We start from the raw sequence: 24,125 nt of genomic DNA, 5'->3' as shown, positions 1-24,125 counted from the left end.
GGGGCATATCTGGGGGCATCTGCTGGCGCTGCCGATGAGGAAATCCAGCAACGGAAAGGCATAGAGAGGTTCATTCTGGTGGATACACGACCCACCAGTTATGCGGTTTCAGCGAATCCCTGGAATCCAACAAGAAAGGGCCCATCAGGGCCCTTTCTTGTTTTTTGATGCTTGTCCTGCTTGCTTGTCAATCCTCCACCCGTATCCGGCCAAGGCTGTAGTCACCGCCATGATTGGCGAGGACGAACCCCTGGAAGGGCTCACGAAAGCTCGTGTCCCGTGCCTGGATGACGCGCTGGCCGTCAACGCTGATTCGCATCCCGCCGTTCTGGTTGCGGGTCCAGGCCAGGGTGTGGAAGCTGCCGTCCTCGAGGTTGAGGGAGTCATCGCTGCTGGCGATCACCTCGCTGCTGTTGCTGGTCAGTCTCATCAGGCTCAGGCCGGGACGTGAATCCGGGTGATAGACCAGCCGGTATCCCCCGCCCGGACGGTTGCCCTGGAAGACTCCCACTTCGAGACTGCCCTCTCGCTGGCGGGAGGCCAGGTCCAGTTCCATCTTGAAGGCGTTGCGGATCGGTGACGCGACGAAGATCCTGGCGGTTTCCGTGGCTGTTGGTGCCGCCCCGGGTTGAACGGTGCCCGTCTGTTCGAGGACCAGTTGCAAAATGGCCAGGCCGATGTCCTCGGGCCGGTCGGAACGCAGACTCGGTGCTGTCGACGCGCTCTCGTCCGGAAGCTCCACTACAGTGCGCAAGCCGTCCCGATCGACGTTGAAACGACCACTGAGCACCGTCCAGGCGGGGTTTCGACGATAGTCACCGTCGCTGAAATCGTCCTGCAGGGCCACCCTGGGCGATTCCTCGGTCGAGGTGGACGCCGGTGGCTCGGAACGGGATGGTGCCGACGCCGATACTCTGTCGGTCTGCCTCAGCCGTGCCAGCAACGCTGTCGTTGGCTGGCCATTGATGGCGAGGTTGCTGTCACCCTGATAGGCACGAATCGCGCTGCGAGTTCGTGACCCCATCAGCCCGTCCACGGGACCCGCATCGTAGCCGAGCCGATTGAGACCACGCTGGGTCTCGGCCACCAGCTCCCGATTCGTCAGGCGCTCGGGTCCGCTGGGTGTGGGTGCGTCCTGCGAGGCCGACTCGCTTGGTTGCCAGCCTTGTGCTGTGCGCTGGGCCTCGGCGATCTGCTGTGTAGTCATCCGATCCGCGACCGCATCGCGGGCGTCAGAGGCATGGCGATGGCCGCGGGAGGCTGCCAGGTTGTACCACTTGTGCGCTTCGACAAAATCCTGGGGTGTGCCGTTACCGGCTTCGTGCATGCGCCCCAGCATGTACTGGGCATCGGTGTCGCCGGCGCGGGCGAGTTCGCGGAATTCCTGCATGGCCTCTTGGTATTGCTGTCGCTCGTAATTACGCATGGCGCCGGTATAATCGGCACTGGCCAGCGCGATATTACCGAACAGTAAGAGCAGGAACACGAATCCTCTGATGATGATCACGGGGCGTCTCCAGTGAGTGGGGTGGCATCTTCGGCCTGCAGGCCTCTGGCCTTACCGTGCTGCCTTTCTACTTGGCTTGTTCTTCGCCTGTCTCAACGAAGTCCGAGAACGGACAGAATCACCATCACGATAACGACTGCGCCGACGATATAGACGATGCTGTTCATGGAGATTTCCTCTGTGTCGCATTGTCCTGCTTCAGGATGATGCGGGATGGTTCGTGTCAAGATGGCGTCGCAGTCCTTGCGACGCGTGGTGCAACTCCCTGTACAGGCTGCTCCTTGTTCCTTGGCCCCACCTATGCTGAGGATATGTCATGGGTGTCCTCCCGTCTGTGCGCTACCGTACATGGTGCCTCACTTTCCGGTGCTTGAGGGCGATCGATCCATTGTCGCGCATGCAGTCCTGAAGACGACCCGCAACCGCCTGGAGAAGGCTGTCACCCAAGGCATGGCCGAGGGTGTCGTAACCCCAGTGTCAGGATGAGTGGCGTGACGGTGTCGCTTGGGTGCGATAATGTACGCATCATGTGCTCTTACACGATACGGGAGTCTCAGTCATGGCCCTGCAACATGACCCTCGTCAGAATCATTTGCTGGCGGCCCTGTCGAGAGATGAATACCAGCGCTTGTCGCCTCACCTCGAGCGGGTCGAGCTGACGCTGGGGGATTCGCTGGTCGAGTCGGGAAAGGTGATGAACCATGTCTATTTCCAGACAGATTCCATCGTATCGCTACTGTGCGTCATGGACGATGGCGATTCGACAGAAATTGCCGTCGTCGGTGCCGAGGGGATCGTCGGCATCTCGCTGTTCATGGGCGGCGAAACCACGCCGAGCCGTGCCGCCGTGCAGAGTGGTGGCAGCGCCTATCGCCTCAAGGGGCAGCTGCTGAAGGACGAATTCGATCGCGCGTCAACGTTTCAGCATCTGTTATTGCGTTACACCCAGGCATTGATCACCCAGATGGCCCAGACCGCGGTATGCAACCGGCATCACAGCCTGGACCAGCAGCTTTGCCGCTGGTTGTTACTCAGCCTGGATCGCTTGCCGACCAACGAGCTGGTCATGACCCAGGAACTGATCGCCAACATGCTTGGCGTCCGTCGGGAGGGCGTCACCGAGTCGGCCGGAAAACTGCAGAGGGCCGGCCTGATTTCCTACCATCGCGGGCATATCACCGTCCTGGACCGGCCCGGCCTGGAAGCGCGAGTCTGCGAATGCTATGAGGTCGTCAAGACCGAGTATGACCGCCTTATGAGCTACCATCGCCCCTAGTTTCCCTCGCGGAATGGAATGGTTCTCGAGCAGGCGTGTCCTGCGTGTGTATCCTGGCGTACCGACGGCATGATGATGGATATGCCAGTGTTTGCTTAGCGGCTTAATGGGTGATTCCCTTATCACTCCCTGGTTGCCGTCGACGTCTGAACCTGGTGATTGCTTGCCATGTGCTGATTGCCGGCTTTCAACCAGGAGCGAGCACATGAAGCCTTCCACTCTCAGTCCGATGACCAACCATCTTCTCGACAGCTTGCCACCTCAGGACAGGGCATATTTCCTCACCGGCTGCGAGGTTGTCGACCTGGTGTTCGGTGAGGTGATCACCGAGCCCGGCGGGCGGATCCAGCATGTCTATTTTCCCCTCAACAGCTTCATTTCCCTGATTACTCAACTGAGTGACAGGGAGCGGCTGGAGGTGACGATGGTTGGCAGTGAAGGTATGTTGGGGATGCCCTTGATCCTGGGGCTCGATGAGTCGCCCTTGCGTGCCCTTGTGCAGGGTGCAGGCCCGGCACTGCGCATGCCGGCGGTTCTCTTTGGCCAGCACCTGGAGCAGAGCCCAGCACTTCAGGCGTTGCTGAAGCGCTATCTCTACGTGCTGATGCACCAGTTATCCCAGGTGGCGGCATGTACCCACTTTCATCAGCTCGAGGCCCGTCTGGCTCGCTGGCTGTTGATGACCCAGGATCGTGCGCACTCGGATCAGCTGCATCTCACCCACGAGTTTCTGGCCATGATGCTGGGGGTCCGTCGTTCCGGTGTCACCCTGGCCGCCATGGCACTTCAGGCGCGCCGCTTGATCCGCTATCACCGCGGATATGTCACGGTGCTGGACCGGGCGGGTCTGATCGAGGCCTCTTGTGACTGCTATGCCTCCGATCGAAGCCTCTACCGTCGGGTCATCAACGAAGGAGACGCATCTCGGGTCATCACCGAAGGAGACGCATCATGAAATTGGCTGGCTCGTGAACGTCCTTCACGATGTCGTGAAGCATCGTTATCACGATTCTGGTGCCCTCATTCCACTCGCATGCTGCTTTTCTGGCCGGGGCTGGTCAATACCCACCGTTCTGGTCTAGAATGCAAGTTCGGGCCGAGGCGGCGAGAGACGCCGCCCACCCGAAGGCGCATCGTCCGCGCGGAGCGCGCGACCGCGGTGCACCCGATCACGCAGGGGGAGCCCCTGCCAGTCACAGTGGTAGACACGATGACTATGATGACTTCCCGCGCCGAGGTGCATGAGCACCTGACCCGAGCCTACTGTCCGACGCGTATTGCCGCCGAGGACGAGTTGCGCGCCGATGAGATAAAACGCCTGCTGCACGCCCACAATGCCGTGTTGGTCGCGCACTATTACACCGATGATGCCATCCAGCAGCTTGCCGAGGAAACCGGTGGCTGCGTGGCCGATTCCCTGGAAATGGCCCGCTTCGGTGCCCGACACGAGGCCGATACCCTGGTGGTGGCCGGTGTTCGCTTCATGGGCGAGACGGCCAAGATCCTGTCGCCCGAGAAACGCGTCCTGATGCCGACCCTGGAGGCGACCTGCTCGCTGGATCTGGGTTGCCCCGCCGATGAATTCGGCGCCTTCTGTGACGCCCATCCGGACCGCACCGTGGTGGTCTATGCCAATACCTCCGCAGCGGTGAAGGCACGCGCAGACTGGGTGGTGACGTCATCCATCGCCGTGGACGTCATCGAGTACCTCCAGGCTCGCGGCGAGAAGATCCTCTGGGCCCCGGACAAGCATCTCGGGGGCTATATACAGAAGCAGACGGGTGCCGACATGCTGCTATGGGACGGCGCCTGCATCGTCCATGAGGAATTCAAGGCCAAGGGCGTCGAGGACCTCAAGTCCCTCTACCCGGAGGCCGCGGTGCTGGTGCACCCCGAGTCCCCGGCATCGGTGGTGGAGTTGGCTGACGTGACGGGGTCCACATCCCAGTTGATCCAGGCGGCCAAGCAGCTGCCCAACGACAAGCTGATCGTGGCCACCGACCGCGGCATCTTCTTCAAGATGCAACAGGCCGTGCCCGGCAAGACCCTCTTCGAGGCACCCACCGCGGGCAACGGGGCGACCTGCAGGAGCTGCGCCCATTGTCCCTGGATGGCCATGAACGGCCTGGACAACCTGGCCGGCGCCCTGCGAGACGGCAGCGGCGAGATCTTCGTCGACGACGATCTCCGCCGCCGTGCCCTCAAGCCGCTGGAGCGGATGCTCAACTTCAAAAGCGTCTAGAACTTCTCCATCGTCTCCCGGTAGTCGAGAAATGCCTCGCGACGCTGTGCGATGCGGCTCATGGCCACGGTATTGCCTTCACCTTCGGCGACCCGCTTGGCGACATCGAGCTGACGAATGGCATCGTCGATACGGCCGGTGAGCTGCATCTGCTCGGCCCGGGCAAGGTGCCCCAGGGCTTCGCGGCCGCTTCGCCCGGCGGCCTCGGCGAGCAGGGTGAAGACCTGGGGATCCTCGGGGCGGCGATTGGCCAGGTCTTTGAGCACTCGCCATGCCTCGTCGGGGTCGCGCTGAAGCAGTGCCTCACCGAGGAGGCGCGTGGTGGGGACATGGCCGGGCATCAGCCGCAGCTGGCGGCGGCTGCGCTCGATGGCATCCTCGTAGCGACCTGCATCGAAGACAACCTCGGCGGCCGAGGCCGGGAATATGGCCAGGTCGGGGTATTCGCCTGCCAGAGTGTCGAGGATGCGCAGGGCGCCGTCGGTGTTACCGGCGTCGGCCGCGATCAGGGCGTCCAGATAACGTCTGGCGTCTTCCGGTGCATCGCCCTCGGCGAGGCGGGTGGCGGCCTGTCGTGGGTCCCGGTCATGCACCCTCAGGAGTGCCCGAGCTCTTACCAGATGATAGCGGATGTCCCCATTCCGGGCGTTTACCACTTCCAGGGTTCCGGCGCGGTCCTGGCTGTCGCTGATCCGGGATTCGGTGACCGGATGGGTCAACAGGAATTCCGGCGGGTTGCCGCCTTGCAGGCTCGCCATGCGTTGCATGGCACGGAGCATTCTGACCATGGCATTCGGGTCATAACCGGCCTTGGCCATGGCCTGCAGGCCGATTCGGTCGGCTTCTTCCTCGTAGCGTCGTGAGAAACTGAGCTGGTTCTGGATCAGTGCCGCCTGGCTTCCCATGGCCAGGCCGATTCCCGCATCTACCCCTCCGCCGGCGGCGATCAACATCCCGGCCAGCATGGCGGCCATGGCGGGAATCTGGGTCTGTTCTGCCCTGGCCTGACCACGGGCATAATGCCGCTGGGAGAGGTGCCCCAGTTCATGGGCGAGCACGGAGGCCAGCTCGGCCTCGGTATCGGCGAACGCAAAGAGCCCGGCATTGATGCCGACCACCCCGCCGGGCACTGCAAAGGCGTTGAGATTGCGGCTGTCGACCAGGGTGACCAGGATCGGGGTATTGCCCAGGCCGCTGTGCGGTACCAGTCGGTCAATCAGGGTTTCCATGTAGGCCTGGGCATGCAGGTCATCCCAGCCCGGCGCGCGGGAGCGAAACTGCCTGAGCCAGGCGCGCCCCAGCTTGAACTCCTCGCCGGTGATGACCTGGCTGTCATCGGCAGCAAGGCTGGGCAGGTCGGCCCCATCGCGCCAAGGGGTATCGCTCCATTGGGCGCTGGCGGGTACCGTTAGTGCCAGGCCGAGTGCCCCGCAGGCAAGGCAATGTATGATGCGACGCTTCATGGCCGTCCTCTCAGTCAGTGTTCCGCGCGGCAGCCGGATGATGATCTGACATTGATTCAACTGTCAAAGTGCCTTTAAATCTCAAGGGTTTCGTGCCGGTATCCGGCACCTTTCCACAGGATTCTTCCGGGAGACAACATGGCTGTGCAACACGATGACCTGCTCGACGCCCGCGGCCTTCCCTGTCCCTTGCCGCTGCTCAAGGCAAAGCAGGCACTGTCTCGCCTGTCGCCCGGGCAGACGCTGGAAGTGATGGCCACCGATGCCGGCTCCTGGGGCGACTTCGAGACCTTCATCGCCCACAGCATCCACGAGATGCCGGCCAGGGAAGAGCGGGGTGATGTCCTGCACTACTGGATTCGCAAAGGGGAGGAGCCCTCCCCATGACCCTGCGTAGTGTCTTCAAGGGCTGGATCGACCACTACTTTTCCGACGAGGAAGCGGTCATCCTGATGGTCGTGTTGATATTGGGTTTCCTTGCCGTTATCTGGTTCGGCCGGATGCTGGCGCCATTCTTTACTTCCTTGATCATCGCCTTCCTCTTGCAGGGCGCGGTGAGTTGGCTGGAACGCCGCAGAGTGCCTCACCTGCTGGCGGTCATCCTGGTCTTTCTTGGCTTCATCGGTTTGTTGCTAGCCATGGCCTTCATCCTGATGCCCTTGATCTGGAACCAGTTGGTGGGCCTGGTACAGGAAACGCCACGAATGTTCGCCAGTGGCCAGCAACTGCTAGATGACCTCCAGGAACGCTACCCCCAATTGATCACCCCGGACCAGATACAGAACTGGATCGCCGTGGCGGGTCGCGAGATGACCCAGTTCGGCCAGCGCGCCCTGACCCTGTCACTGTCTTCGCTGGGAAATATCCTGGCGCTGGTCATCTATCTGGTGCTGGTGCCGATCCTGGTCTTCTTCATGCTCAAGGACCGGGACACGCTGGTGGGTTTCACCCTCTCGTTGCTGCCCCAGAATCGCGATCTGATGAACCGCATCTGGCAGGAGATGGATGATCAGATCGCCAACTATGTGCGTGGCAAGTTCATCGAGATCATCATCGTCGGCAGCGTGGCCTTCATCACCTTCGCCTATTTCGGGCTTCCGTACTCGGCCTTGCTGGCCGTGCTGGTGGGCTTCTCGGTGTTGGTGCCCTATATCGGGGCGGCGGTGGCGACCCTGCCGGTGGCCGCTGTGGCGGGGTTTCACTTCGGCATGACCGACCAGTTCGTCTATGTGCTGATCGCTTATGGCGTCATTCAGGCGCTGGACGGCAACGTCCTGGTGCCCATCCTGTTTTCCGAGGCGGTGAATCTGCATCCGGTGTCGATCATCGTGGCAGTGCTGTTCTTCGGCGGCATCTGGGGAATGTGGGGCGTCTTCTTTGCCATTCCCCTGGCGACCCTGCTCAAGGCCCTGATCTATGCCTGGCCGAGGGGCCTCAAGTCGCGACATGCCCAGCTCTCGCAGCAGCAGAAGGAGGTCTCGGCCGAGCAGTGAGCGGTTACCGCCCGGTAACCGCTCTCCTCAGAGAGCGCCTCGTCCTTGTCCGAGACGAGGGTGAAATCGAACCTCTGCTTGGCCTTGAAGTTCTCCTGGGCACCGAGACCGTCGCGGGAGGCGCCGAGGATGACGGTGTTGGCCTGGTCGAAGTCGGCCTTGTGATCGCGGAAGTCGCCGGTGCCGGTGGCGGTGAAATCCTCGACGCGCTGGTCGATAGTGACGCTCATGGGATGCTCCTGGACAGGATGACGGGGCACTGATTACACGCAACCTGAGGCTGGCTGTCAAAGTCTGTCACGACCTGTGCTGTACAGGCTTTGATCGCCTGAGTACCATCTAGAGTCATTGGCATGGCCGACGCATTCAGATCCTGGTCGGCAGACGGGCCCAGCATCGGCCCCGTTTCATGGCACAGGCGTATCGAGAGGAATGAACGGATGATCACTGGCAGTATCGTCGCCCTGGCGACGCCGATGAAGGTCAATGGCGATATCGATTGGGAGGCACTGCGTCGGCTGGTGGGCTTTCACCTGAAGAACGGTACCGACGCCATCGTCGCTGCCGGTACCACGGGCGAGCCCACTACCATGTCGTTCGCCGAGCATTTCGATGTGATTCGCACCGTGGTGGAGGAGGTCGACGGGCGTATCCCGGTCATTGCCGGTACCGGCGCCAACGCCACCTCCGAGGCCGTGGAACTTGCACGCTATGCGGGCGAGGTCGGTGCCGACTATTGCCTGTCGGTATGCCCCTATTACAACAAGCCTACCCAGGAAGGCCTCTACCAGCACTTCAAGGCGGTGGCCGAGGGCAGCAAGTTGCCGATCATCCTCTACAACGTGCCTGGCCGTACCTGCTCGGATCTCTACAACGAGACGGTGATGCGACTCACCGAGGTCGAGCGGATCATCGGTCTCAAGGATGCCACGGGAAACCTGGAGCGCGCCGAAGATCTGATCGCCCGCCTCAAGGGTAGCGACTTCATGCTCTATTCCGGGGATGATGGCACGGCCTGTGATTTCATGCTGATGGGCGGGCATGGCGACATCTCGGTCACCGCCAATGTGGCGCCTCGGGCGATGCACGACCTTTGCAGTGCCGCGGTCGCCGGTGAGGTCGACAAGGCCCATCAGCTCAATACCCGGCTGATGCCCCTGCATACCAACCTGGGCATCGAATCCAATCCGATCCCCGTGAAGTGGGGATTGCATCGCATGAGATTGATCGAGTCGGGCATTCGCCTGCCGATGACCTGGCTCTCGGAAAAGTATCACTCCACCATCAACGAGGCCCTGCAACTGGCCGGCGTGATAGACGACTGACCGGTGCGGGTGGCCCGGAACCTCAACAGGACGCAAGGTGGACGCATGAATTCTGCGCTGAAATGGATGCCGCTGGTGGCGGCTGTCGCCCTGGCTACAACAGGCTGTGCTCGCGAAGGCTATTTTCACGATCGCAACATCGACTATGCAGAGGCGCGATCCGGTGCGCCCCTGATATTGCCTGATTCCCGCGATACCCGTCGCTATCGTGACGCCATGCCCGTGCCCGAGGCGGCAGGCGATTTCCGCGAAACCGATGCGCGCTTCAGTGCGCCGATTCCACAGCGACTGGCGGCCGGACGTGCCACTGAGCGAGACTTCGTCGAACGTCGCGACATCGGCCAGGACAGCTGGCTGGTAGTGGGAGCCGATCCCGGTGCGGTCTGGCCGCAACTGGAAGACTTCGCTCGAACCCGTGGCCTGGCCATTGTGGCCAGCGATTCGTCGCGTGGTGTTCTCGAGACCTCCCAGGCACGCCTTAGCGTCCGACAGGGGCTCAGGGCCGGAGACAGCGAGGTGCGTTGTGATCAGGCAGGAACGCCGGTAGCGGCCTGTCTGGAGTCCCTCGAGGACTTCTTCGGTGCACGAAGTGCGTCGGACAGTGTCGCTTCGTTGGCTGCCCAGCGTCTGGCCACCGAAGACCGCCTGCAGATCGAGCAGCAGGGCGAAGACTGGGTGGTGAGGATTCCGCTGGAAATCGACCGTACCTGGGCCGAGTTGAGCTATCAGTTGGAGCAGGGCTTTACCGTGGAAGAGCGTCGTGAGCTGCTCGAAAGCGATCCCGACGCCCATGATTTCCTGATCAGCTACATGACCGAGACGGAACGCAACCGCAATCTGCTTCAGATCGTCTTCACTATGAATGTGCGACAGATGTCCCAGCAGATCCGCCTGGTGCTCGAGTCGACTGGCCCGGAAAGCACCGTTCTGCGGGCGATCAATGCCAGCGAACGTGCCTTTTCGCCCTCGGATCAGCGTGAGCTGCTCGAACGGGTGGCGAGTCTGCTGCGCTGATGGCACTCGGGGTGACTGGATCGTCGGGTCCCTCCGAGGGTTCGCTAAGCTTCGGTTCCCTGGGGAGTGGAAGCAAGGGCAACGCGACCCTGGTGAGCGACGGGAACACCCATGTGCTGGTGGATTGCGGCTTCGGTATGCGTGAGGCAGAGCGACGCCTGGCGGATCTCGGCCTTCATCCCCGACAGCTCGATGCTGTTTTGATCAGCCATGAACACGGCGATCATGTCCGCGGTGTCGGGGCCCTGGCGCGTCGCTATGGTGTGCCGGTCTACCTGACCCACGGCACCTGGGCATCGGGTCGCCTGGGGGCCTTGCCCCATCATCACTGGATCTTTCCCCAGGTGCGTTTTGCCATCGCGGGACTGGTCATCGACCCGGTCACCATTCCCCATGATGCCCGCGAGCCGGTGCAGTTCCGTTTCCATGCCGCCGGGCGCAGCCTCGGGGTGCTGACCGACCTGGGTCATCCCACCGCGCATGTGATCGATGCCTTTGCCGACTGTGATGCCCTGGTCCTCGAGACGAATCATGATGGCCGGATGCTGGCGGAGGGGCCCTATCCGGCTCGACTCAAGCGCCGGGTCGGGGGCGACTGGGGGCACCTGGCCAATGCCCAGGCGGCGGCGTTGTTGCCTCTTCTGGGCCTGGACCGTTTGCAGCGGATCGTCTGCTCGCACCTGTCGGAACACAATAACTGTCCGGAGCTGGTCCTGGAGGCCATGGTGCCGCTGCTCGACGGCGACGACTCCCGGCTGATGGTCGCCGCCCAGGACTCGGCGCTGGCGTGGCAGACCATTGCCTGATTTGCCAACCTCATCCCTACCCGCTCCAGTGGAGGCTCCCATGGAAAAGCGTCAGCAACTCTATACCGGCAAGGCCAAGTCGGTCTTCGCCACCGACGATCCGGATCACGTCATCCTGCAATTCCGCGACGATACCAGTGCCTTCGATGGTGAGCGCATGGAATCCCTGGCACGCAAGGGCAGGGTCAACAATCGGTTCAATGCCTTCATCATGGGAAAGCTCCAGGAGGCCGGGATCGCGACCCATTTCTCCGGCCTGCTCTCCGATACCGAGTGCCTGGTCAAGAGGCTCGAGATGATCCCGGTGGAGTGCGTGGTTCGCAACATTGCCGCCGGCGGCCTGGTCAGGCGACTGGGCGTGGAAGAAGGTCAGGCGCTGGTTCCGCCGACCTTCGAGTTGTTCCTCAAGAATGATGCCATGCACGACCCCATGATCAACGAGTCCCTGGCCGAGACCTTCGGCTGGGCCACGCCGGAACAACTGGCGGAAATGAAGGCATTGACCTTCAAGGTCAATGCCGTGCTCAAGCAACTCTTCGCCGATGGTGGCCTGTTGCTGGTCGACTACAAGCTCGAGTTCGGTCTCTTCAAGGGCGAGATCCTGCTGGGTGACGAGTTCTCGCCGGATGGCTGCCGTATCTGGGATGCCGCGACCCGTGAAAAAATGGACAAGGATCGCTTCAGACAGGGCCTGGGGGGCGTGATCGAGGCCTACGAGGAAGTGGGGCGACGCATCGGCGCCGATCTCGGCTGACAGGACGCTTAGCCGGCGACGATATCGACGAGCGCGACCAGCGAGAGCCCCAGGCGATTGGGTCGGTTGGGACTGCGGCTGGCGAAGACCCCGGTCTTGGTATTACCCCCCAGGCGCGGCGGACGCACCAGCGGCGTCCAGCGCCCGTGACCCGCTTGTTCGGGGCTGAGATGGAAGACGAAGGTCAGCCAGAGATGGCTGAAGGCGTCCAGGCCGCGCACGGCCAGGGGATCGTCGAAGGGCGGCAGGCGAATCGCCTTTCCACAACGACCCAGTCGCAGGGCAGACATCGATGAGCCAGATCACCGAGCCGCATGGGCAATCCGCGCACCGCCCCCCCCGCCTTCCTATTGATCGACGAGTCGCATCGACAGGTCGATGGCCTTGATGTCCTTGGTCAGGGCGCCGCTGGAAATGCAGTCGACGCCGGTTTCGGCGATGGCGCGCAGGGTGGTCTCGTCGACATTGCCCGATGCCTCGAGGGTGGCGCGTCCGGCGGTGCGTTTCACCGCTTCACGCATGTCGTCGAGGGAGAAGTTGTCCAGCATGATGATGTCGGCATCGGCATCTAGCGCCTGAGCGAGTTCCTCGAACGTCTCGACTTCCACCTCCACCGGCAGGTCACTGGCAATGTCTCGGGCTTCCTTCACCGCGGCGGCAATGCCACCACAGGCGGCAATATGATTTTCCTTGATCAGGAAGGCATCATAGAGGCCGAGACGGTGGTTGTGCCCTCCACCGCAGGTCACGGCATATTTCTGTGCCAGGCGCAGCCCCGGCAGGGTCTTGCGTGTATCCAGCAGGCGTACGCCGGTGTCGGCGATCAGGTCCACATAGTGACGCGTTCGCGTGGCGGTGGCGGAAAGGGTCTGAAGCAGGTTCAGGGCGGCACGTTCACCGGTCAGCAGGCTTCGTGCGGGACCCTCGAGTTCGAGGAAAGTCTGGCCGGCTTCCAGACGGTCGCCATCGGCCGCGGTCCAGTGCAGGATCACGCGGGTGTCCAGGCGGCGGAACAACTCGTCGACCCAGGCCACGCCACACAGTACGGCGGCTTCACGAGTAACGACCCTGGCCTTGACCCACTGCCGGTCGGGAATCAGTTGGGCGGTCATGTCCCCGGGACCGATGTCCTCGGCGACCAGGCGGGCGGCGCTGTCGCGTATCTCTTCGGCAAGGGCATTCTGATAGTGCATGGTCTTCCTTTCACTCCTGAGGGTCGGGATGGTGGCGTGCGCTACGCCCCTTTGCAGTTCATTATAGGGAATCGGGCAACAAGACGTGAGGGTGCCGATGTCGATCGACAGGGGATGGCTGCAAGGGGCCCGCCGGGTTCCCTCGCCCAACCAGGATGAGCGACCCGAGGGGGAGGTATCGTTACTGGTGATGCACTCCATTAGCCTGCCGCCGGGGGAGTTCGGAGGCGAGCATATCGAGCGTTTTTTCACCAATCGGCTCGATCCCCTGGCCCATCCCTATTTCGTCGCCATCGCCGAAATGCGGGTATCGGCACACCTGATGATCCGTCGCGATGGCGACTGTGTCCAGTTCGTTCCCTTTCATGCCAGGGCCTGGCATGCCGGCCATTCACGCTGGTGCGACCAGGGGTGGTCGCGGACGCGGCTCAATGATTTTTCGGTGGGCATCGAATTGGAGGGTGACGAGGTGTCCCCCCACACCTCGGCTCAGTACCGTGCCCTGGCCGAGTCCACGGGACAGCTGTTCGAGGCATATCCACGACTCACGCCCGCTCGCATCACCAGCCATGCCAGGGTAGCCCCGCTGCGCAAGGGGGATCCCGGCCCTTCGTTCGATTGGGCCTATTTTCGTCAGCGACTGGAAACGTTGGGGCCTTTTTCGGTTGACGACGCCATGTCCATGCGGTGAAGGGCGAGGGCCATTGGTACGCTTGATTCATACGCGAGTTGGGTGACAAGCCCCTGTCCTGTCGGCAATTGATGCTCGATGCCCGTTCATAAGGGTTTGTGCTGCATCGCAATATCTATTTTATGAAAAAAAATTCCATTCCAATCGGAATTGGCAGGGCGGGGCATTTACGGTATCTTCACGATATGGATGGCACCGATCTGGCAGCACTGTGTCGCCCCATTACAAGTGGCGATATCGGGCAGCTTGCCAAGGCAGGGTCGACCAAGCGTTTCCATCTCCCCTGAGTCGCGGGGCAAAAATTTCCAATCCTCATTCGGAGAGACGTCAATGAGTCTGGAGACAAGAGAAGATCTCGATCCGATCGAAACCACGGAATGGTTGGATTCCCTGGAATCGGTAATGGATCACGAGGGCGAGGAACGCGCCCAGTACTTGCTGGGCCGGCTGGCCGACCGTATGCGTCGCGACGGCGTGAAAGTGCCCTTCTCGATGACGACCCCACATCGCAACAGTATCCCCGTGCATCGCGAGACGCGTCTGCCCGGGGACATGTTCATGGAACGGCGTATTCGTTCGCTGGTTCGTTGGAACATGGCTGCTCAGGTCATTCGCAACAACAAGAAGCATCCCGGACTAGGCGGTCACCTGGCCAGCTACATGTCCAGCGCGACCCTTTACGAAGTGGGCTTCAATCACTTCTTCCGCGCTCCCAACGGCGACTTCAAGGGCGATCTGATCTATATCCAGGGTCATAGCTCCCCGGGTATCTATGCGCGCTCCTTCCTGGAAGGTCGCCTGACTCAGGAACAGATGGACAAGTTCCGTCAAGAAGTCGATGGCGATGGCCTGTCTTCTTACCCTCACCCTTGGCTGATGCCGGATTACTGGCAGTTCTCCACGGTTTCCATGGGGCTCGGGCCGATCACCGCGATCTATCAGGCCCACGTCATGAAGTATCTGGACGCGCGCGGCCTGCAGCCGATGCAGGATCGCAAGATCTGGGCTTTCCTGGGCGACGGCGAGTGTGACGAACCGGAATCCCGCGGTGCTCTGCACCTGGCCAGCCGCGAAAAGCTCGACAACCTGATCTTCGTCGTCAACTGTAACCTGCAGCGCCTCGACGGTCCGGTACGCGGTAACTCTCGGATCATGGATGAGCTCGAGGGTGTCTTCCGCGGCGCCGGGTGGAACGTGCTGAAGGTGGTCTGGGGACGCCTCTGGGATCAATTGTTCGAACAAGACAAGAAGGGTGTGCTGCAAAAGCTCATGGACGAAACTGTCGATGGCGAGTACCAGAACTGCAAGGCCCAGGGCGGCGCCTACACCCGCGAGAACTTCTTCGGTAAGTATCCCGAGACCAAGGCCATGGTTGAGGATCTGAGCGATGAGGATATCTGGAAGCTCAATCGCGGCGGCCACGATCCCTTCAAGGTGTATGCGGCCTACCATGAGGCGGTGAACAGCGCCAACGGTCATCCCACCGTGGTGCTGGCGCACACGGTCAAAGGCTACGGCATGGGCGGTGGCTCCGGTGAAGCCGATATGGAAGCCCACCAGATCAAGTCGATGGATACCGATGCTCTGAAGGTGTTTCGTGATCGCTTCAGCATCCCGATCACCGACGAGCAGCTCGACAGCGGCGACATGCCGTATTACAAGCCGGCGGATGATGCCCCGGAAATCAAGTACATGCACATGCGTCGCGAAGAGCTGGGTGGCTATTTGCCGGCACGCAAGAGCGATTTCGAGGCCATCGAGATCCCTGGTCTCGACGACAAGATGTTCTCCAGACAAACCCAAGGAACCGGAGATCGGGAAGTCTCCACCACCATGTCCTTCGTGCGCATCCTGAACGGTCTGGTCAAGAACAAGACCTTCGGCAAGCAGGTCGTGCCCATCATTCCTGATGAAGCACGGACCTTCGGCATGGAAGGCATGTTCCGCCAACTCGGTATCTACACCTCCGAGGGGCAGAAGTACAAGCCCATGGATGCCGGTCAGATCATGTACTATCGTGAGGACAAGGCCGGTCAGATCCTCGAGGAAGGCATCACCGAAGCGGGTGCCATGTCCGCCTGGATTGCTGCGGCGACCTCTTACTCCAACCATCATCTGACACTGCTGCCGTTCTACGTCTACTACTCGATGTTCGGCTTCCAGCGTATCGGTGATCTGGCCTGGGCCGCCGGTGACATGAATGCCCGGGGCTTCATGATGGGTGGTACCGCCGGGCGCACGCCGCTCAACGGTGAAGGGCTGCAGCACCAGGACGGCCACAGCCATATTCTGGCTTCGACCATTCCCAACTGCCGCAGCTACGATCCGACCTACGGTCATGAGCTTGCAGTGATCATTCAGGATGGCCTGAAGCGGATGTATCAGGACAAGGAGAACTGTTTCTACTACATCACCTTGATGAACGAGAATTACCAGCATCCCGAGATGCAGGAAGGGACCGAGCAGGACATCATCAAGGGCATGTACCTGCTGCGTGAAGTGGCTGGCAAGAAGGGCAAGGGTCATGTGCAGCTACTGGGCTCTGGTACTATTCTACGCGAGGTCGAAGCCGCCGCCGAGATCCTCAAGGAGGAATACGGCGTAGGGTCGGATATCTGGAGCGTGACCAGCTTCAATGAACTGCGTCGCGAGGCGCTGGAAGTCGATCGTCAGGCCTTCCTCAAGCCCGATGATGAGCCAGGTAAGCCGCATGTAACCAAGTGCCTTGAAGGTCGCAAGGGGCCGGCCATCGCCTCCACCGACTACATGAAGTTGTTCGCCGATCAGGTTCGTGCCTGGGTGCCGACCGACTACCATGTCCTGGGGACGGACGGTTACGGGCGTTCCGACACGCGGGAAAAGTTGCGCGAGTTCTTCGAGGTGGATCGGTACTTCGTCACCGTGGCGGCACTGAAGGCGCTGGCCGACCGCGACGAGTTGGATCGCAAGGTCGTGGCGGATGCTCTCAAGAAGTATGGCATCGATCCAAACAAGCCCAACCCCTTGTCGGTGTGAGGCGTCGACCGGCTAATCCGGAGGAACGGCGGGCTTGTGGCCCGCCCCTGACAAGATTCTGAAGGAGCGCGACCTTGAGTAGCGAAATCATTAAAGTTCCCGATATCGGCGGCGACACCGATGTGGAAATCATCGAGATCGCGGTGTCCGAAGGCGATGTGATCGAGGCCGAGGATACCCTGATCACCCTGGAATCCGACAAGGCCTCCATGGATGTGCCTAGCCCCCATGCCGGCAAGGTGGTCAGCCTTGCGGTGAAGGAGGGCGATACCGTCTCCGAGGGCGATGTCATCGGTACCATGGAAATCGCCGGTGAAGGCGGCGACGATGCGCCCGCGGAGCCAGAACCTGCCTCTGCCGACGCCCAGTCCGATGCTGAATCGACCGGATCGGCACCCGCCGAGGGCGACAGCGCCGGCGCGGGGGAGCCCGAGCGCAAGGAGATCCGGGTGCCCGATCTGTCGGGCTCCTCGGACGTGCCGATCATCGAGATCGGCGTCTCGGTGGGCGATGAACTCCAGGAAGAGGATCCGCTGATCACCCTGGAATCCGACAAGGCGTCCATGGATGTTCCCTGTCCTTTCAAGGGCAAGCTGGTCGAGCTGACCGTCAAGGAGGGCGATACCGTCTCCGAGGGTGACCTTATCGGTTACATGGAGGTGGCGGGCAGCGCCAAGCCCAAGCCGGCTGCCGAGTCGGCAGGGCAGAAGGCCCAGTCGCAGGCGGCCAAGTCCGACAAGCCGGCCGCGACGCCAACCGGGGCGCCGAGTCCCGAGGCCCAGATGGCGGCCCACAAGCCGCGGGATGGCAAGCTGGTTCACGCCGGCCCCGCCGTGCGCATGCTGGCTCGTGAACTGGGTGTCGACCTGGGGCTTGTCAAGCCGAGCGGCCCCAAGGAGCGGGTACTCAAGGAGGATGTCCATACCTACGTCAAGCAGGTGATGGCCGGTAAGGCCAGTACGCCTGCGGCGGCTCCCTCGGCGGCCGGCGGTGGAGGCATACCGCCGATCCCCGATCAGGACTTCAAGGAGTTCGGCGAGGTGGAGGAAAGGCCGATTGGTCGCCTGATGAAGATGGGGGCCACCAACCTGCACCGCAGCTGGGTCAATCTGCCCCATGTGACCCAGTTCGATGAGGCCGACATCACAGAACTGGAGGCCTTCCGCAAGTCGATGAAGGCCGAGGCGGAGGCACAGGGCGCCAAGCTCACGCCGCTGCCCTTCCTGATCAAGGCCTGTGCCTATGCCCTCCAGCAGTATCCGCAGTTCAATATCAGCCTCAAGGCCGACGGTGTCACCCTGGTACAGAAGAAGTACGTACATATCGGGATCGCGGTGGATACTCCGGATGGCTTGATGGTGCCGGTGATCCGCGATGTCGACAAGAAATCGCTGATCGATATTGCCAAGGAAAGCGTCGAGCTGGCTAAGAAGGCGCAGACCAAGAAACTCAAGCGCGAAGAGATGACCGGCGGCTGCTTCACCATCTCCAGCCTGGGGTCCATCGGCGGCACGGCCTTCACCCCCATCGTCAATGCTCCCGAGGTCGCCATCCTGGGGATCTCCAAGGCACAGATGAAACCGGTGTGGGACGGCAAGGCCTTCGAGCCACGCCTGATGATGCCACTCTGTCTGTCCTTCGATCACCGTGCGGTCAACGGGGCCGACGGGGCTCGCTTCACCGCCTTGCTGAGTCAGCTGCTGTCGGATATTCGCCGACTCCTGCTCTGATCCCCTGGACGACGGCACCCCGCGGTGCCGTCGTTTTCCCGGCAATTCGAGGGTAAAGACCAAAGTGTTATTGGTAACCAAATCCTTGTTCGCAAGGATTTTTTCTTTTATTCGGCGGTTTGTCGCCGGTTACCCGGCTTGTCTGCCCCCGTCGCCGCGGTTATCGTGCACCACATTCGTGACCTTCTCTTGACATCTCTAGGGTCCATTCGAGTCACCCTCTATCTTGGAGTCGTTACATGCGTTTGATCCTGTTGGGTCCCCCGGGTGCCGGTAAAGGCACCCAGGCCCAGTTCATCTGTGAGCGGTTCGGCATTCCGCAGATCTCGACCGGCGACATGCTGCGCGCCGCGGTAAAGGATGGGAGTGAGCTGGGGCTCAAGGCCAAGGAAATCATGACCAGCGGTGGCCTGGTGTCCGATGACATCATCATCGCCATCGTCAAGGAACGCATCAGCCAATCCGATTGCGAGAACGGCTTCCTGTTCGACGGCTTCCCGCGCACCATTCCCCAGGCGGATGCGATGAAGGAGGCCGGCGTGAAGATCGACCATGTGCTGGAGATCTCCGTCGACGACGAGGAGATCGTCAAGCGGCTAGCGGGCCGTCGTGTCCATCCCGGCTCTGGTCGTGTCTATCACATCGAGTACCAGCCGCCCAGGGAAGACGGCAAGGACGATGTGACCGGTGAGTCGATCGTACAGCGCGATGATGATCGCGAATCGACGGTCCGCAACCGTCTGTCGGTCTACCATGAGCAGACGGCGCCGCTGGTGGATTACTACCAGCGGTGGGCCGCGCAGGACCCCCAGGCGGTACCCGTCTATCATCGTGTCGAGGGCATCGGCAGCATCGATGACATCACCGCCCAGGTGATCGAGGCTCTCGAGGGCTGATTGCCTCGGTGGTGTCGAAATGACGACAATGGCCAGCTTCGTTGGCGGGCCATTGTCGTTTCTTCTTTCAATGCTGAAGGGCGATTTCCATGATTCACCTGCTGGCCCTGGATGCGTCCTCACGGGCCTGTTCCGTTGCCCTGCTTCGCCGACCCGATGGCGGCGAAGCGCAATGCCTGACCCGTTTCGAACTGGCGCCTCGGGAACATACCCGGCGCCTCCTGCCCATGGTCGACGAGGTGCTGGCCGAGGCGGGCCTGTCGGCGTCGTCGCTGGATGCCGTGGCCTATGGTCAGGGCCCGGGCTCCTTCACGGGGCTGCGCATCGCCGCTGGCGCCGCTCAGGGGCTGGCCTATGGGCTCGGCTGCCCGCTCATCGGTGTCTCGACCCTGGCGGCCATGGCCGTGGGTAGCCACTATCGCCACCATTGTCGCTATCTGATCACCGCCCTGGATGCCCGGATGGGCGAGATCTATGTGGCGGCCTGGCAGTGTCGTGACGGGATCCCCGAGGCCCTGCTGGCGGAAGCGGTGATGCCGCCGAGCCGGTTGCGGCTCCCCAGGGGCCACGAGGACCATGACTGGGTAGGTGTCGGCTCCGGCTGGGGCTTGTGGGGGGACATGCCCACCGAGGTGCAGGCGGCGATCAGCCAGCATCTGCCCGACGTCGAGGCCGATGCCGCTGACATGGTGCGACTGGCGGCCCGGGCGTATGACGCGGGAGAAGGGTGTGCCCCCCACGAGGTGCAGCCGGTTTACCTGCGCGATCAGGTCGCCTGGAAGAAGGCGCGTGCCTGACCGCTCGCCGTCGGGTGATTCCGTCCCGGATGAGTTGACCTTGAGGTGGCAGGCCGGCCGCCTGGTGCTGGGGGGGGGAAAGAGCCGCCATGGTCATCCCCTGTGCGTGGATTTCGTGTCCGGCCCCGTGGCCCATCGTCGTCGATTCGGAGGCGGTCGGGGTCAGTTGATCGCGCGGGCCTGTGGCCTGACCAGGGGCATGACTCCTTCGGTGGTCGATGCCACGGCCGGCCCCGGGCGTGATGCCTTCGTACTGGCCAGCCTCGGGGCGGATGTCCTGCTGATCGAACGTGTACCGGCCATCTTCGCGCTACTCAAGGATGGCCTGGCGCGTGCGCTGGCGGATGCGGACACCCGGGCCATCGCCGAGCGAATGCACCTGGTCCTGGGGGATGCTATCCACCAACTCGAAGCATTGGTGGCGAGGACGCCGGTGGCGCCCCAGGTGGTGCATCTGGATCCGATGTTTCCCCATCGCGACAAGTCGGCGCTGGTCAAGAAGGAGATGCGCCTCTTTCGCCAACTGGCGGGTGATGACCAGGATGCCCCGAGGCTGCTCGAAGCGGCACTGGACGTGGCGACCCATCGCGTGGTGGTCAAGCGTCCACGAGGCGCGCCGCCCATCGAGGGTCCTCCTCCTCGCCATGTCCTCGAGGGCAAGACCAGCCGCTATGACCTCTATGTCCATCGTGCTCTGGGCCCCGCCAACGACTGACGCAGAGTCAGGACGCTACCGTTTCACCTCCGTTCGTTATCGATTTCCTCGTGTTCTCTGGGGTGGGTGATCAACTGGAGGCGATGTCGCAATGTCGGGTCGAAGAGCTCTCTCGTCTGCATGGCGGCCCGGCGAAGCCGGTCGTCGAACATCAGCCGCTTGTCCTGCTGCCAGACCCATCCCTGTGTCTCGAGGCTCTCCACCAGGTCGACGAACAAGCGGGTATCGAAGAATTCCGGAGCGTCCAGCCCCGACAGCAGCGCCAGTCGCTCGGCCAGCTGGGGGCCAGCAGCGTCTCCAGGGAATCCAGGCTGTGGGATCCATGATGTCGGAAGGCGAAGGCGGTGAGCCCGGCGAGGGCGAAGAGGTGCAGGACATTGTTGCGGTACCAGGCCAGCAGCCCGGCCCTGCGGTCATCGGCGACCAGGATGTCACCCAGCGGATGCCAGCGACGCTCGATCATGTCCAGGGACAGGACCCGAGCGATCCAGTCGTCCGGTTCACCTACCGGCAGGCTGGCATGGGGACTGCCGGGTCCATGCCGCTGGAGATCGGTCAGCAGAGCCAGCTGCCGGTTCATGAGGCTGACCTCGATGGCATGGTGGGGCGTGGCGAGAAGCACCAGAGCCACCAGGTTGACCGGATTGAGGCTGGCCGCCGCATTGATGCGGCGGCACAACTCTTCGCCGAGCCTGGGTATCACGGCGTTGAACCAGGGAGGCTGTGGCTCATCCAGTGTCCGGCGCCATTGGCGGACCTCGCTATCGAGGTAATCACTCAGGCCGAGTGGCTCCCCGATGTTCACGGCGACGCGGCCGAATGGTTGGCGCAGGTGCCTGAGGGCTTTCAGCAATGCCAGGGGGGATTCCTTGGGCTTACGTCCGCCGCGTAGCTCTCGTTGATAGCTGGCGTTCTCGATGATGCGCTCATAGCCGATGTAGACCGGTATAAAGGCCAGCCGTTGATGGCCGCTACCGGCGGCACTGCGCAGGAAGAAGGCCCCGGCTCGGCGCAGCAGCGGACCGATCAGCGGCATGTCCAGGTTGCGCCCGGCCGCTATATGCGGCGGCATGAGGCCCTCACGATAGAGGACGTAGGAGAGCAGGAGATAATCGATATGACTGCGGTGGCAGGGCACATAGACCAGGGTATGGTCTCCGGCGAGCGACTTGACGCGCGCCAGGCCTTGTACATCCACCCCGTCGTAGAGCCGGTTCCAGAGACGCTTGAGCAGGCCATCCATGAAGCGCAGTACCGGGTACGTCATGTTCGAGGCGATCTCGCGGCCATAGCGCAGGGCACGCCGCCGTAGACGGTCGCGCGAGATATTTTCCCTGGTAGCGAGATCGGTGATGACCCGGTGTACCTCGGGGCTGGAGGCGACACCCTCGATTAGGGTCCGGCGGTGGGAGAGATCCGGCCCCAATACCCGGCTACGCATGCGTCGGAAGTGAACGCGAAGGAGCCGTGCCGTCTTGCGGTTGGTCTTTACTGCTTGGCCATCGTCGAGCAGTTCCCCGAGTGTCAGCGCGGCGCCGAAGTACAACTCCACGTTCTTGCCGTTGATCAGGACTGAGAGCGCCCGTCGCAGCCGGCCGGTGGTTTGCCAACTGTCGGCGGCGAGCATCTTCCAGAAGCCGAAACGCTTGCCCGGGGCGCGTCCCCAGAAAATGCTTACCGGCAACAGCTGGACCTCCTGGTCGGGATCTCGGCGGCGTTGTTCGATCAAGGCCAGGAAGGGCGCTTCGAGGCGTGAGCGGCGTTTCCAGAGTCGTCTGCCCGGTGAGGGAAGGGCCAGGCAGGTGGGCAGGCTGATGGTGCCGATCCTGGTTGTCCCGGTGGACGGCGGAAGGCCACAGCGGCGGGTCAGGGAAGCCAGAAGCAGCGAATCGGTGAGGGCGGGATGGGGCAGCACATAGAGTACCGGCACGTCGGGGTCCAGCTCGAGTTCTGCTGGAACTGGCTCGATCAGACGTACCTCGACCCAGGCGGCTATCAGTCGCTGCAGCAGCAGACGAAACGGCGTACCCAGAGCGATCAGCAGTCGGCGTAGCCAGGTCATCGGGTCTTCCCGATCAATGGGGTGAGCCTGCAGTATATTCTTCACGGCTCGGCCCGTCAGGGACATGGCTTTTCCTGGACGGGCAAACATGCGTCAATGCCATCCATAGTCCTGATGGAAAGTTCTCATGCACGGTATCTGGAGAGAGGGCAATCATTTTGCGTTGCTGCCGGAAGCGGCACGCTTTCTGCCGGCCATGTTCGAGGCCGTCGGCAATGCCCGGGAATCGGTGCTGATCGAGCTCTACCTGATGGAATCCGGTCGGCTGGCCTCGGCGATGATCGAGGCCCTGCTGAAGGCGGCCGGGCGTGGTGTGACCGTCATGCTGATGCTGGATGGCTATGGTGCCATGGGCCTTTCCAGCGATGATCGTGAGCGCCTGGAAGCCGGTGGGGTGGCGCTGCGTTTCTTCAATCCGCTGAGCTGGCATTCCCTTGCCAGGAACCTGACGCGGGATCATCGCAAGCTCATGGTGGTAGATGGTCGGGTGGCCTATACGGGGGGATTCGGAGTCGTCGACGAGTTTCTGGATGCCTGGTACGAGGTAGCGGTGCGCATCGAGGGACCGGTCGTCGCCGACTGGGTCCGCCTGTTCAGCCGACTCTGGGATTCTTCCCTTACCCAGGGCAGCGGTGAGCCGACGCTGGTGCGCAACCTTGCCACGACCATGGCGCCCCATGAGGATTATAGTGGCATGCGGGGAAGGGTCGTCTGGGGACAGGGATATCGTTACCAGGCGATTCGCCATTCCCTTCAGCGCCAGGTCTCTGGCGCTCGACACCACATCTGGATCTGCACGCCTTACTTCGTTCCCACTTTCAGCTTGCGCCTCAAGCTGGCCCAGGCGGCGCGACGCGGCGTCGATGTGCGATTGCTGCTGCCCGGCGAGCATAACGACAATGCCGGGGTGCGCTATGCCGGCCAGCGGTTCTATGGGGGCTTGCTGCGCGCCGGCGTGAAGATCTACGAATTCCAGCCGACCTTCATCCATGCCAAGTTCTCGCTGGCCGACAACTGGGTCAGCATCGGCTCCTGCAACTTCGACCACTGGAGCCTGCACTGGAATCTGGAAGCGAACCAGGAAGTGGAGGATCGGCGCTTTGCCACCGAGGTGGCCGGCCTCTTCGAGCGTAATTTCGCCTCGAG

21 protein-coding genes and 3 pseudogenes are annotated in these 24,125 nt (G+C 62.2%); 16 read left to right on the top strand and 8 right to left on the bottom strand.

Annotation, left to right across the window (positions count from 1 at the left end):
- Positions 1-187: 187 nt before the first annotated feature.
- Together ACESMD_RS11080 and ACESMD_RS11075 are read right to left on the bottom strand one after the other, a co-directional pair.
- Positions 188-1,507, bottom strand: a complete 1,320-nt coding sequence (locus ACESMD_RS11080) for a peptidoglycan-binding protein (RefSeq protein ID WP_372613111.1) — start codon at positions 1,505-1,507, stop codon at positions 188-190.
- 339 nt (positions 1,508-1,846) lie between these two features.
- Positions 1,847-1,960, bottom strand: a pseudogene (locus ACESMD_RS11075) (hypothetical protein); the annotation flags it as partial.
- Positions 1,961-2,066: 106 nt separating this feature from the next.
- Between ACESMD_RS11075 and ACESMD_RS11070 the strand changes: the two are divergent.
- The 3 genes from ACESMD_RS11070 to nadA all read left to right on the top strand — a co-directional run bounded on the left by ACESMD_RS11070 (position 2,067) and on the right by nadA (position 5,025).
- Positions 2,067-2,783: a Crp/Fnr family transcriptional regulator gene (locus tag ACESMD_RS11070; protein ID WP_372613109.1), complete on the top strand. Its 717-nt coding sequence runs from the start codon at positions 2,067-2,069 to the stop codon at positions 2,781-2,783.
- Between the two features lie 205 nt (positions 2,784-2,988).
- Positions 2,989-3,738: a Crp/Fnr family transcriptional regulator gene (locus tag ACESMD_RS11065; RefSeq protein WP_372613107.1), complete on the top strand. Its 750-nt coding sequence runs from the start codon at positions 2,989-2,991 to the stop codon at positions 3,736-3,738.
- Positions 3,739-3,993: 255 nt separating this feature from the next.
- Positions 3,994-5,025: a quinolinate synthase NadA gene (gene nadA, locus ACESMD_RS11060; RefSeq protein ID WP_372613105.1), complete on the top strand. Its 1,032-nt coding sequence runs from the start codon at positions 3,994-3,996 to the stop codon at positions 5,023-5,025.
- On the opposite strand, the gene ACESMD_RS11055 is transcribed toward nadA, so the two are convergent.
- Positions 5,022-6,488 carry a M48 family metalloprotease gene (locus tag ACESMD_RS11055; RefSeq protein WP_372613103.1) on the bottom strand — a complete coding sequence of 489 codons (1,467 nt, stop codon included), beginning with the start codon at positions 6,486-6,488 and terminating at the stop codon, positions 5,022-5,024. The two genes, nadA and ACESMD_RS11055, sit on opposite strands and share 4 nt — an antisense overlap.
- Positions 6,489-6,626: 138 nt before the next feature.
- Here ACESMD_RS11055 and ACESMD_RS11050 point away from each other — a divergent pair, with 138 nt between their 5' ends.
- Positions 6,627-6,875, top strand: coding sequence for a sulfurtransferase TusA family protein (locus ACESMD_RS11050; RefSeq protein ID WP_372613101.1), 249 nt, complete (start codon positions 6,627-6,629; stop codon positions 6,873-6,875).
- Positions 6,872-7,981 carry an AI-2E family transporter gene (locus tag ACESMD_RS11045; RefSeq protein WP_372613099.1) on the top strand — a complete coding sequence of 370 codons (1,110 nt, stop codon included), beginning with the start codon at positions 6,872-6,874 and terminating at the stop codon, positions 7,979-7,981. Before ACESMD_RS11050 ends, ACESMD_RS11045 begins: the two co-directional genes overlap by 4 nt.
- A 26-nt stretch (positions 7,982-8,007) precedes the next feature.
- Here ACESMD_RS11045 and ACESMD_RS11040 read toward each other — a convergent pair.
- Positions 8,008-8,211, bottom strand: a pseudogene (locus tag ACESMD_RS11040) (redoxin domain-containing protein); the annotation flags it as partial.
- A gap of 210 nt (positions 8,212-8,421) precedes the next feature.
- On the opposite strand from ACESMD_RS11040, the gene dapA reads away from it, so the two are divergent.
- From dapA to purC, 4 genes are read left to right on the top strand one after another with little or no spacing between them, the layout of a single operon-like run.
- Complete coding sequence (gene dapA, locus ACESMD_RS11035; protein WP_372613097.1) at positions 8,422-9,306, top strand: 4-hydroxy-tetrahydrodipicolinate synthase; 885 nt, start codon at positions 8,422-8,424, stop codon at positions 9,304-9,306.
- 45 nt (positions 9,307-9,351) lie between these two features.
- Positions 9,352-10,320 carry a lipoprotein, NlpB gene (locus tag ACESMD_RS11030; protein WP_372613096.1) on the top strand — a complete coding sequence of 323 codons (969 nt, stop codon included), beginning with the start codon at positions 9,352-9,354 and terminating at the stop codon, positions 10,318-10,320.
- Positions 10,320-11,126 (top strand): MBL fold metallo-hydrolase, encoded by an 807-nt coding sequence (locus tag ACESMD_RS11025; protein ID WP_372613094.1) that lies wholly within the window; start codon positions 10,320-10,322, stop codon positions 11,124-11,126. The genes ACESMD_RS11030 and ACESMD_RS11025 overlap by 1 nt, the downstream gene beginning before the upstream one ends.
- Before the next feature lie 40 nt (positions 11,127-11,166).
- A complete protein-coding gene (gene purC / locus ACESMD_RS11020; RefSeq protein WP_372613092.1) occupies positions 11,167-11,880 on the top strand; it encodes a phosphoribosylaminoimidazolesuccinocarboxamide synthase in 714 nt (237 codons plus the stop codon).
- A gap of 20 nt (positions 11,881-11,900) precedes the next feature.
- Here the strand turns inward: purC and ACESMD_RS11015 are convergent.
- Positions 11,901-12,125: pseudogene (locus ACESMD_RS11015) on the bottom strand (TrmO family methyltransferase); the annotation flags it as partial.
- Positions 12,126-12,227: 102 nt separating this feature from the next.
- On the bottom strand, positions 12,228-13,073 hold the full coding sequence (nadC, locus tag ACESMD_RS11010) for a carboxylating nicotinate-nucleotide diphosphorylase (RefSeq protein ID WP_372613090.1): 846 nt from the start codon (positions 13,071-13,073) through the stop codon (positions 12,228-12,230).
- A 97-nt stretch (positions 13,074-13,170) separates the two neighbouring features.
- Between nadC and ampD the strand changes: the two genes are divergently transcribed.
- The 6 genes from ampD (at position 13,171) to ACESMD_RS10980 (ending at position 20,917) form a co-directional block, all read left to right on the top strand.
- Positions 13,171-13,764, top strand: coding sequence for a 1,6-anhydro-N-acetylmuramyl-L-alanine amidase AmpD (gene ampD, locus ACESMD_RS11005; RefSeq protein WP_372613088.1), 594 nt, complete (start codon positions 13,171-13,173; stop codon positions 13,762-13,764).
- A 330-nt stretch (positions 13,765-14,094) separates the two neighbouring features.
- Positions 14,095-16,779 carry a pyruvate dehydrogenase (acetyl-transferring), homodimeric type gene (gene aceE, locus ACESMD_RS11000; protein WP_372613086.1) on the top strand — a complete coding sequence of 895 codons (2,685 nt, stop codon included), beginning with the start codon at positions 14,095-14,097 and terminating at the stop codon, positions 16,777-16,779.
- A 74-nt stretch (positions 16,780-16,853) separates the two neighbouring features.
- Entirely contained in the window at positions 16,854-18,509 is a 1,656-nt protein-coding gene (gene aceF, locus ACESMD_RS10995; RefSeq protein ID WP_372613084.1) for a dihydrolipoyllysine-residue acetyltransferase, read from the top strand.
- A 239-nt stretch (positions 18,510-18,748) separates the two neighbouring features.
- The gene (adk, locus tag ACESMD_RS10990; protein WP_372613082.1) at positions 18,749-19,405 is read left to right on the top strand and encodes an adenylate kinase; all 657 of its coding nucleotides are present in this window, start codon (positions 18,749-18,751) and stop codon (positions 19,403-19,405) included.
- A gap of 89 nt (positions 19,406-19,494) precedes the next feature.
- Entirely contained in the window at positions 19,495-20,202 is a 708-nt protein-coding gene (gene tsaB, locus ACESMD_RS10985) for a tRNA (adenosine(37)-N6)-threonylcarbamoyltransferase complex dimerization subunit type 1 TsaB (protein ID WP_372613080.1), read from the top strand.
- The gene (locus ACESMD_RS10980) at positions 20,195-20,917 is read left to right on the top strand and encodes a class I SAM-dependent methyltransferase (RefSeq protein ID WP_372613078.1); all 723 of its coding nucleotides are present in this window, start codon (positions 20,195-20,197) and stop codon (positions 20,915-20,917) included. The genes tsaB and ACESMD_RS10980 overlap by 8 nt, the downstream gene beginning before the upstream one ends.
- Before the next feature lie 23 nt (positions 20,918-20,940).
- On the opposite strand, the gene ACESMD_RS10975 is transcribed toward ACESMD_RS10980, so the two are convergent.
- The gene (locus ACESMD_RS10975; protein ID WP_372613113.1) at positions 20,941-21,165 is read right to left on the bottom strand and encodes a hypothetical protein; all 225 of its coding nucleotides are present in this window, start codon (positions 21,163-21,165) and stop codon (positions 20,941-20,943) included.
- Positions 21,069-23,045, bottom strand: a complete 1,977-nt coding sequence (locus ACESMD_RS10970) for a 1-acyl-sn-glycerol-3-phosphate acyltransferase (protein ID WP_372613076.1) — start codon at positions 23,043-23,045, stop codon at positions 21,069-21,071. The genes ACESMD_RS10975 and ACESMD_RS10970 overlap by 97 nt, the downstream gene beginning before the upstream one ends.
- A gap of 61 nt (positions 23,046-23,106) precedes the next feature.
- Between ACESMD_RS10970 and ACESMD_RS10965 the strand changes: the two genes are divergently transcribed.
- Positions 23,107-24,125 (top strand): phosphatidylserine/phosphatidylglycerophosphate/cardiolipin synthase family protein (locus tag ACESMD_RS10965; protein WP_372613074.1); only part of this gene is annotated, 1,019 nt, incomplete at its 3' end.

The sequence above is a fragment of the Halomonas sp. genome, assembly GCF_041689495.1.
Classification (GTDB): Bacteria; Pseudomonadota; Gammaproteobacteria; order Pseudomonadales; family Halomonadaceae; genus Halomonas.
The sequence above is the reverse complement of the archived record's forward strand: the minus strand, read 5'-3'. Positions and strand labels throughout refer to the sequence as shown.

What these genes read in the sequence shown, in the direction of transcription:
- dapA (WP_372613097.1), top strand. Translation starts at nt 8,422, where the DNA reads ATGATCACTGGCAGTATCGTCGCCCTGGCGACGCCGATGAAGGTCAAT.
- nadC (WP_372613090.1), bottom strand. Translation starts at nt 13,073, where the DNA reads ATGCACTATCAGAATGCCCTTGCCGAAGAGATACGCGACAGCGCCGCC.
- tsaB (WP_372613080.1), top strand. Translation starts at nt 19,495, where the DNA reads ATGATTCACCTGCTGGCCCTGGATGCGTCCTCACGGGCCTGTTCCGTT.
- purC (WP_372613092.1), top strand. Translation starts at nt 11,167, where the DNA reads ATGGAAAAGCGTCAGCAACTCTATACCGGCAAGGCCAAGTCGGTCTTC.
- aceE (WP_372613086.1), top strand. Translation starts at nt 14,095, where the DNA reads ATGAGTCTGGAGACAAGAGAAGATCTCGATCCGATCGAAACCACGGAA.
- ACESMD_RS11055 (WP_372613103.1), bottom strand. Translation starts at nt 6,488, where the DNA reads ATGAAGCGTCGCATCATACATTGCCTTGCCTGCGGGGCACTCGGCCTG.
- ampD (WP_372613088.1), top strand. Translation starts at nt 13,171, where the DNA reads ATGTCGATCGACAGGGGATGGCTGCAAGGGGCCCGCCGGGTTCCCTCG.
- ACESMD_RS11025 (WP_372613094.1), top strand. Translation starts at nt 10,320, where the DNA reads ATGGCACTCGGGGTGACTGGATCGTCGGGTCCCTCCGAGGGTTCGCTA.
- ACESMD_RS11045 (WP_372613099.1), top strand. Translation starts at nt 6,872, where the DNA reads ATGACCCTGCGTAGTGTCTTCAAGGGCTGGATCGACCACTACTTTTCC.
- adk (WP_372613082.1), top strand. Translation starts at nt 18,749, where the DNA reads ATGCGTTTGATCCTGTTGGGTCCCCCGGGTGCCGGTAAAGGCACCCAG.
- ACESMD_RS10970 (WP_372613076.1), bottom strand. Translation starts at nt 23,045, where the DNA reads ATGTCCCTGACGGGCCGAGCCGTGAAGAATATACTGCAGGCTCACCCC.
- ACESMD_RS11050 (WP_372613101.1), top strand. Translation starts at nt 6,627, where the DNA reads ATGGCTGTGCAACACGATGACCTGCTCGACGCCCGCGGCCTTCCCTGT.
- ACESMD_RS11070 (WP_372613109.1), top strand. Translation starts at nt 2,067, where the DNA reads ATGGCCCTGCAACATGACCCTCGTCAGAATCATTTGCTGGCGGCCCTG.
- nadA (WP_372613105.1), top strand. Translation starts at nt 3,994, where the DNA reads ATGACTATGATGACTTCCCGCGCCGAGGTGCATGAGCACCTGACCCGA.
- ACESMD_RS11065 (WP_372613107.1), top strand. Translation starts at nt 2,989, where the DNA reads ATGAAGCCTTCCACTCTCAGTCCGATGACCAACCATCTTCTCGACAGC.
- ACESMD_RS11030 (WP_372613096.1), top strand. Translation starts at nt 9,352, where the DNA reads ATGAATTCTGCGCTGAAATGGATGCCGCTGGTGGCGGCTGTCGCCCTG.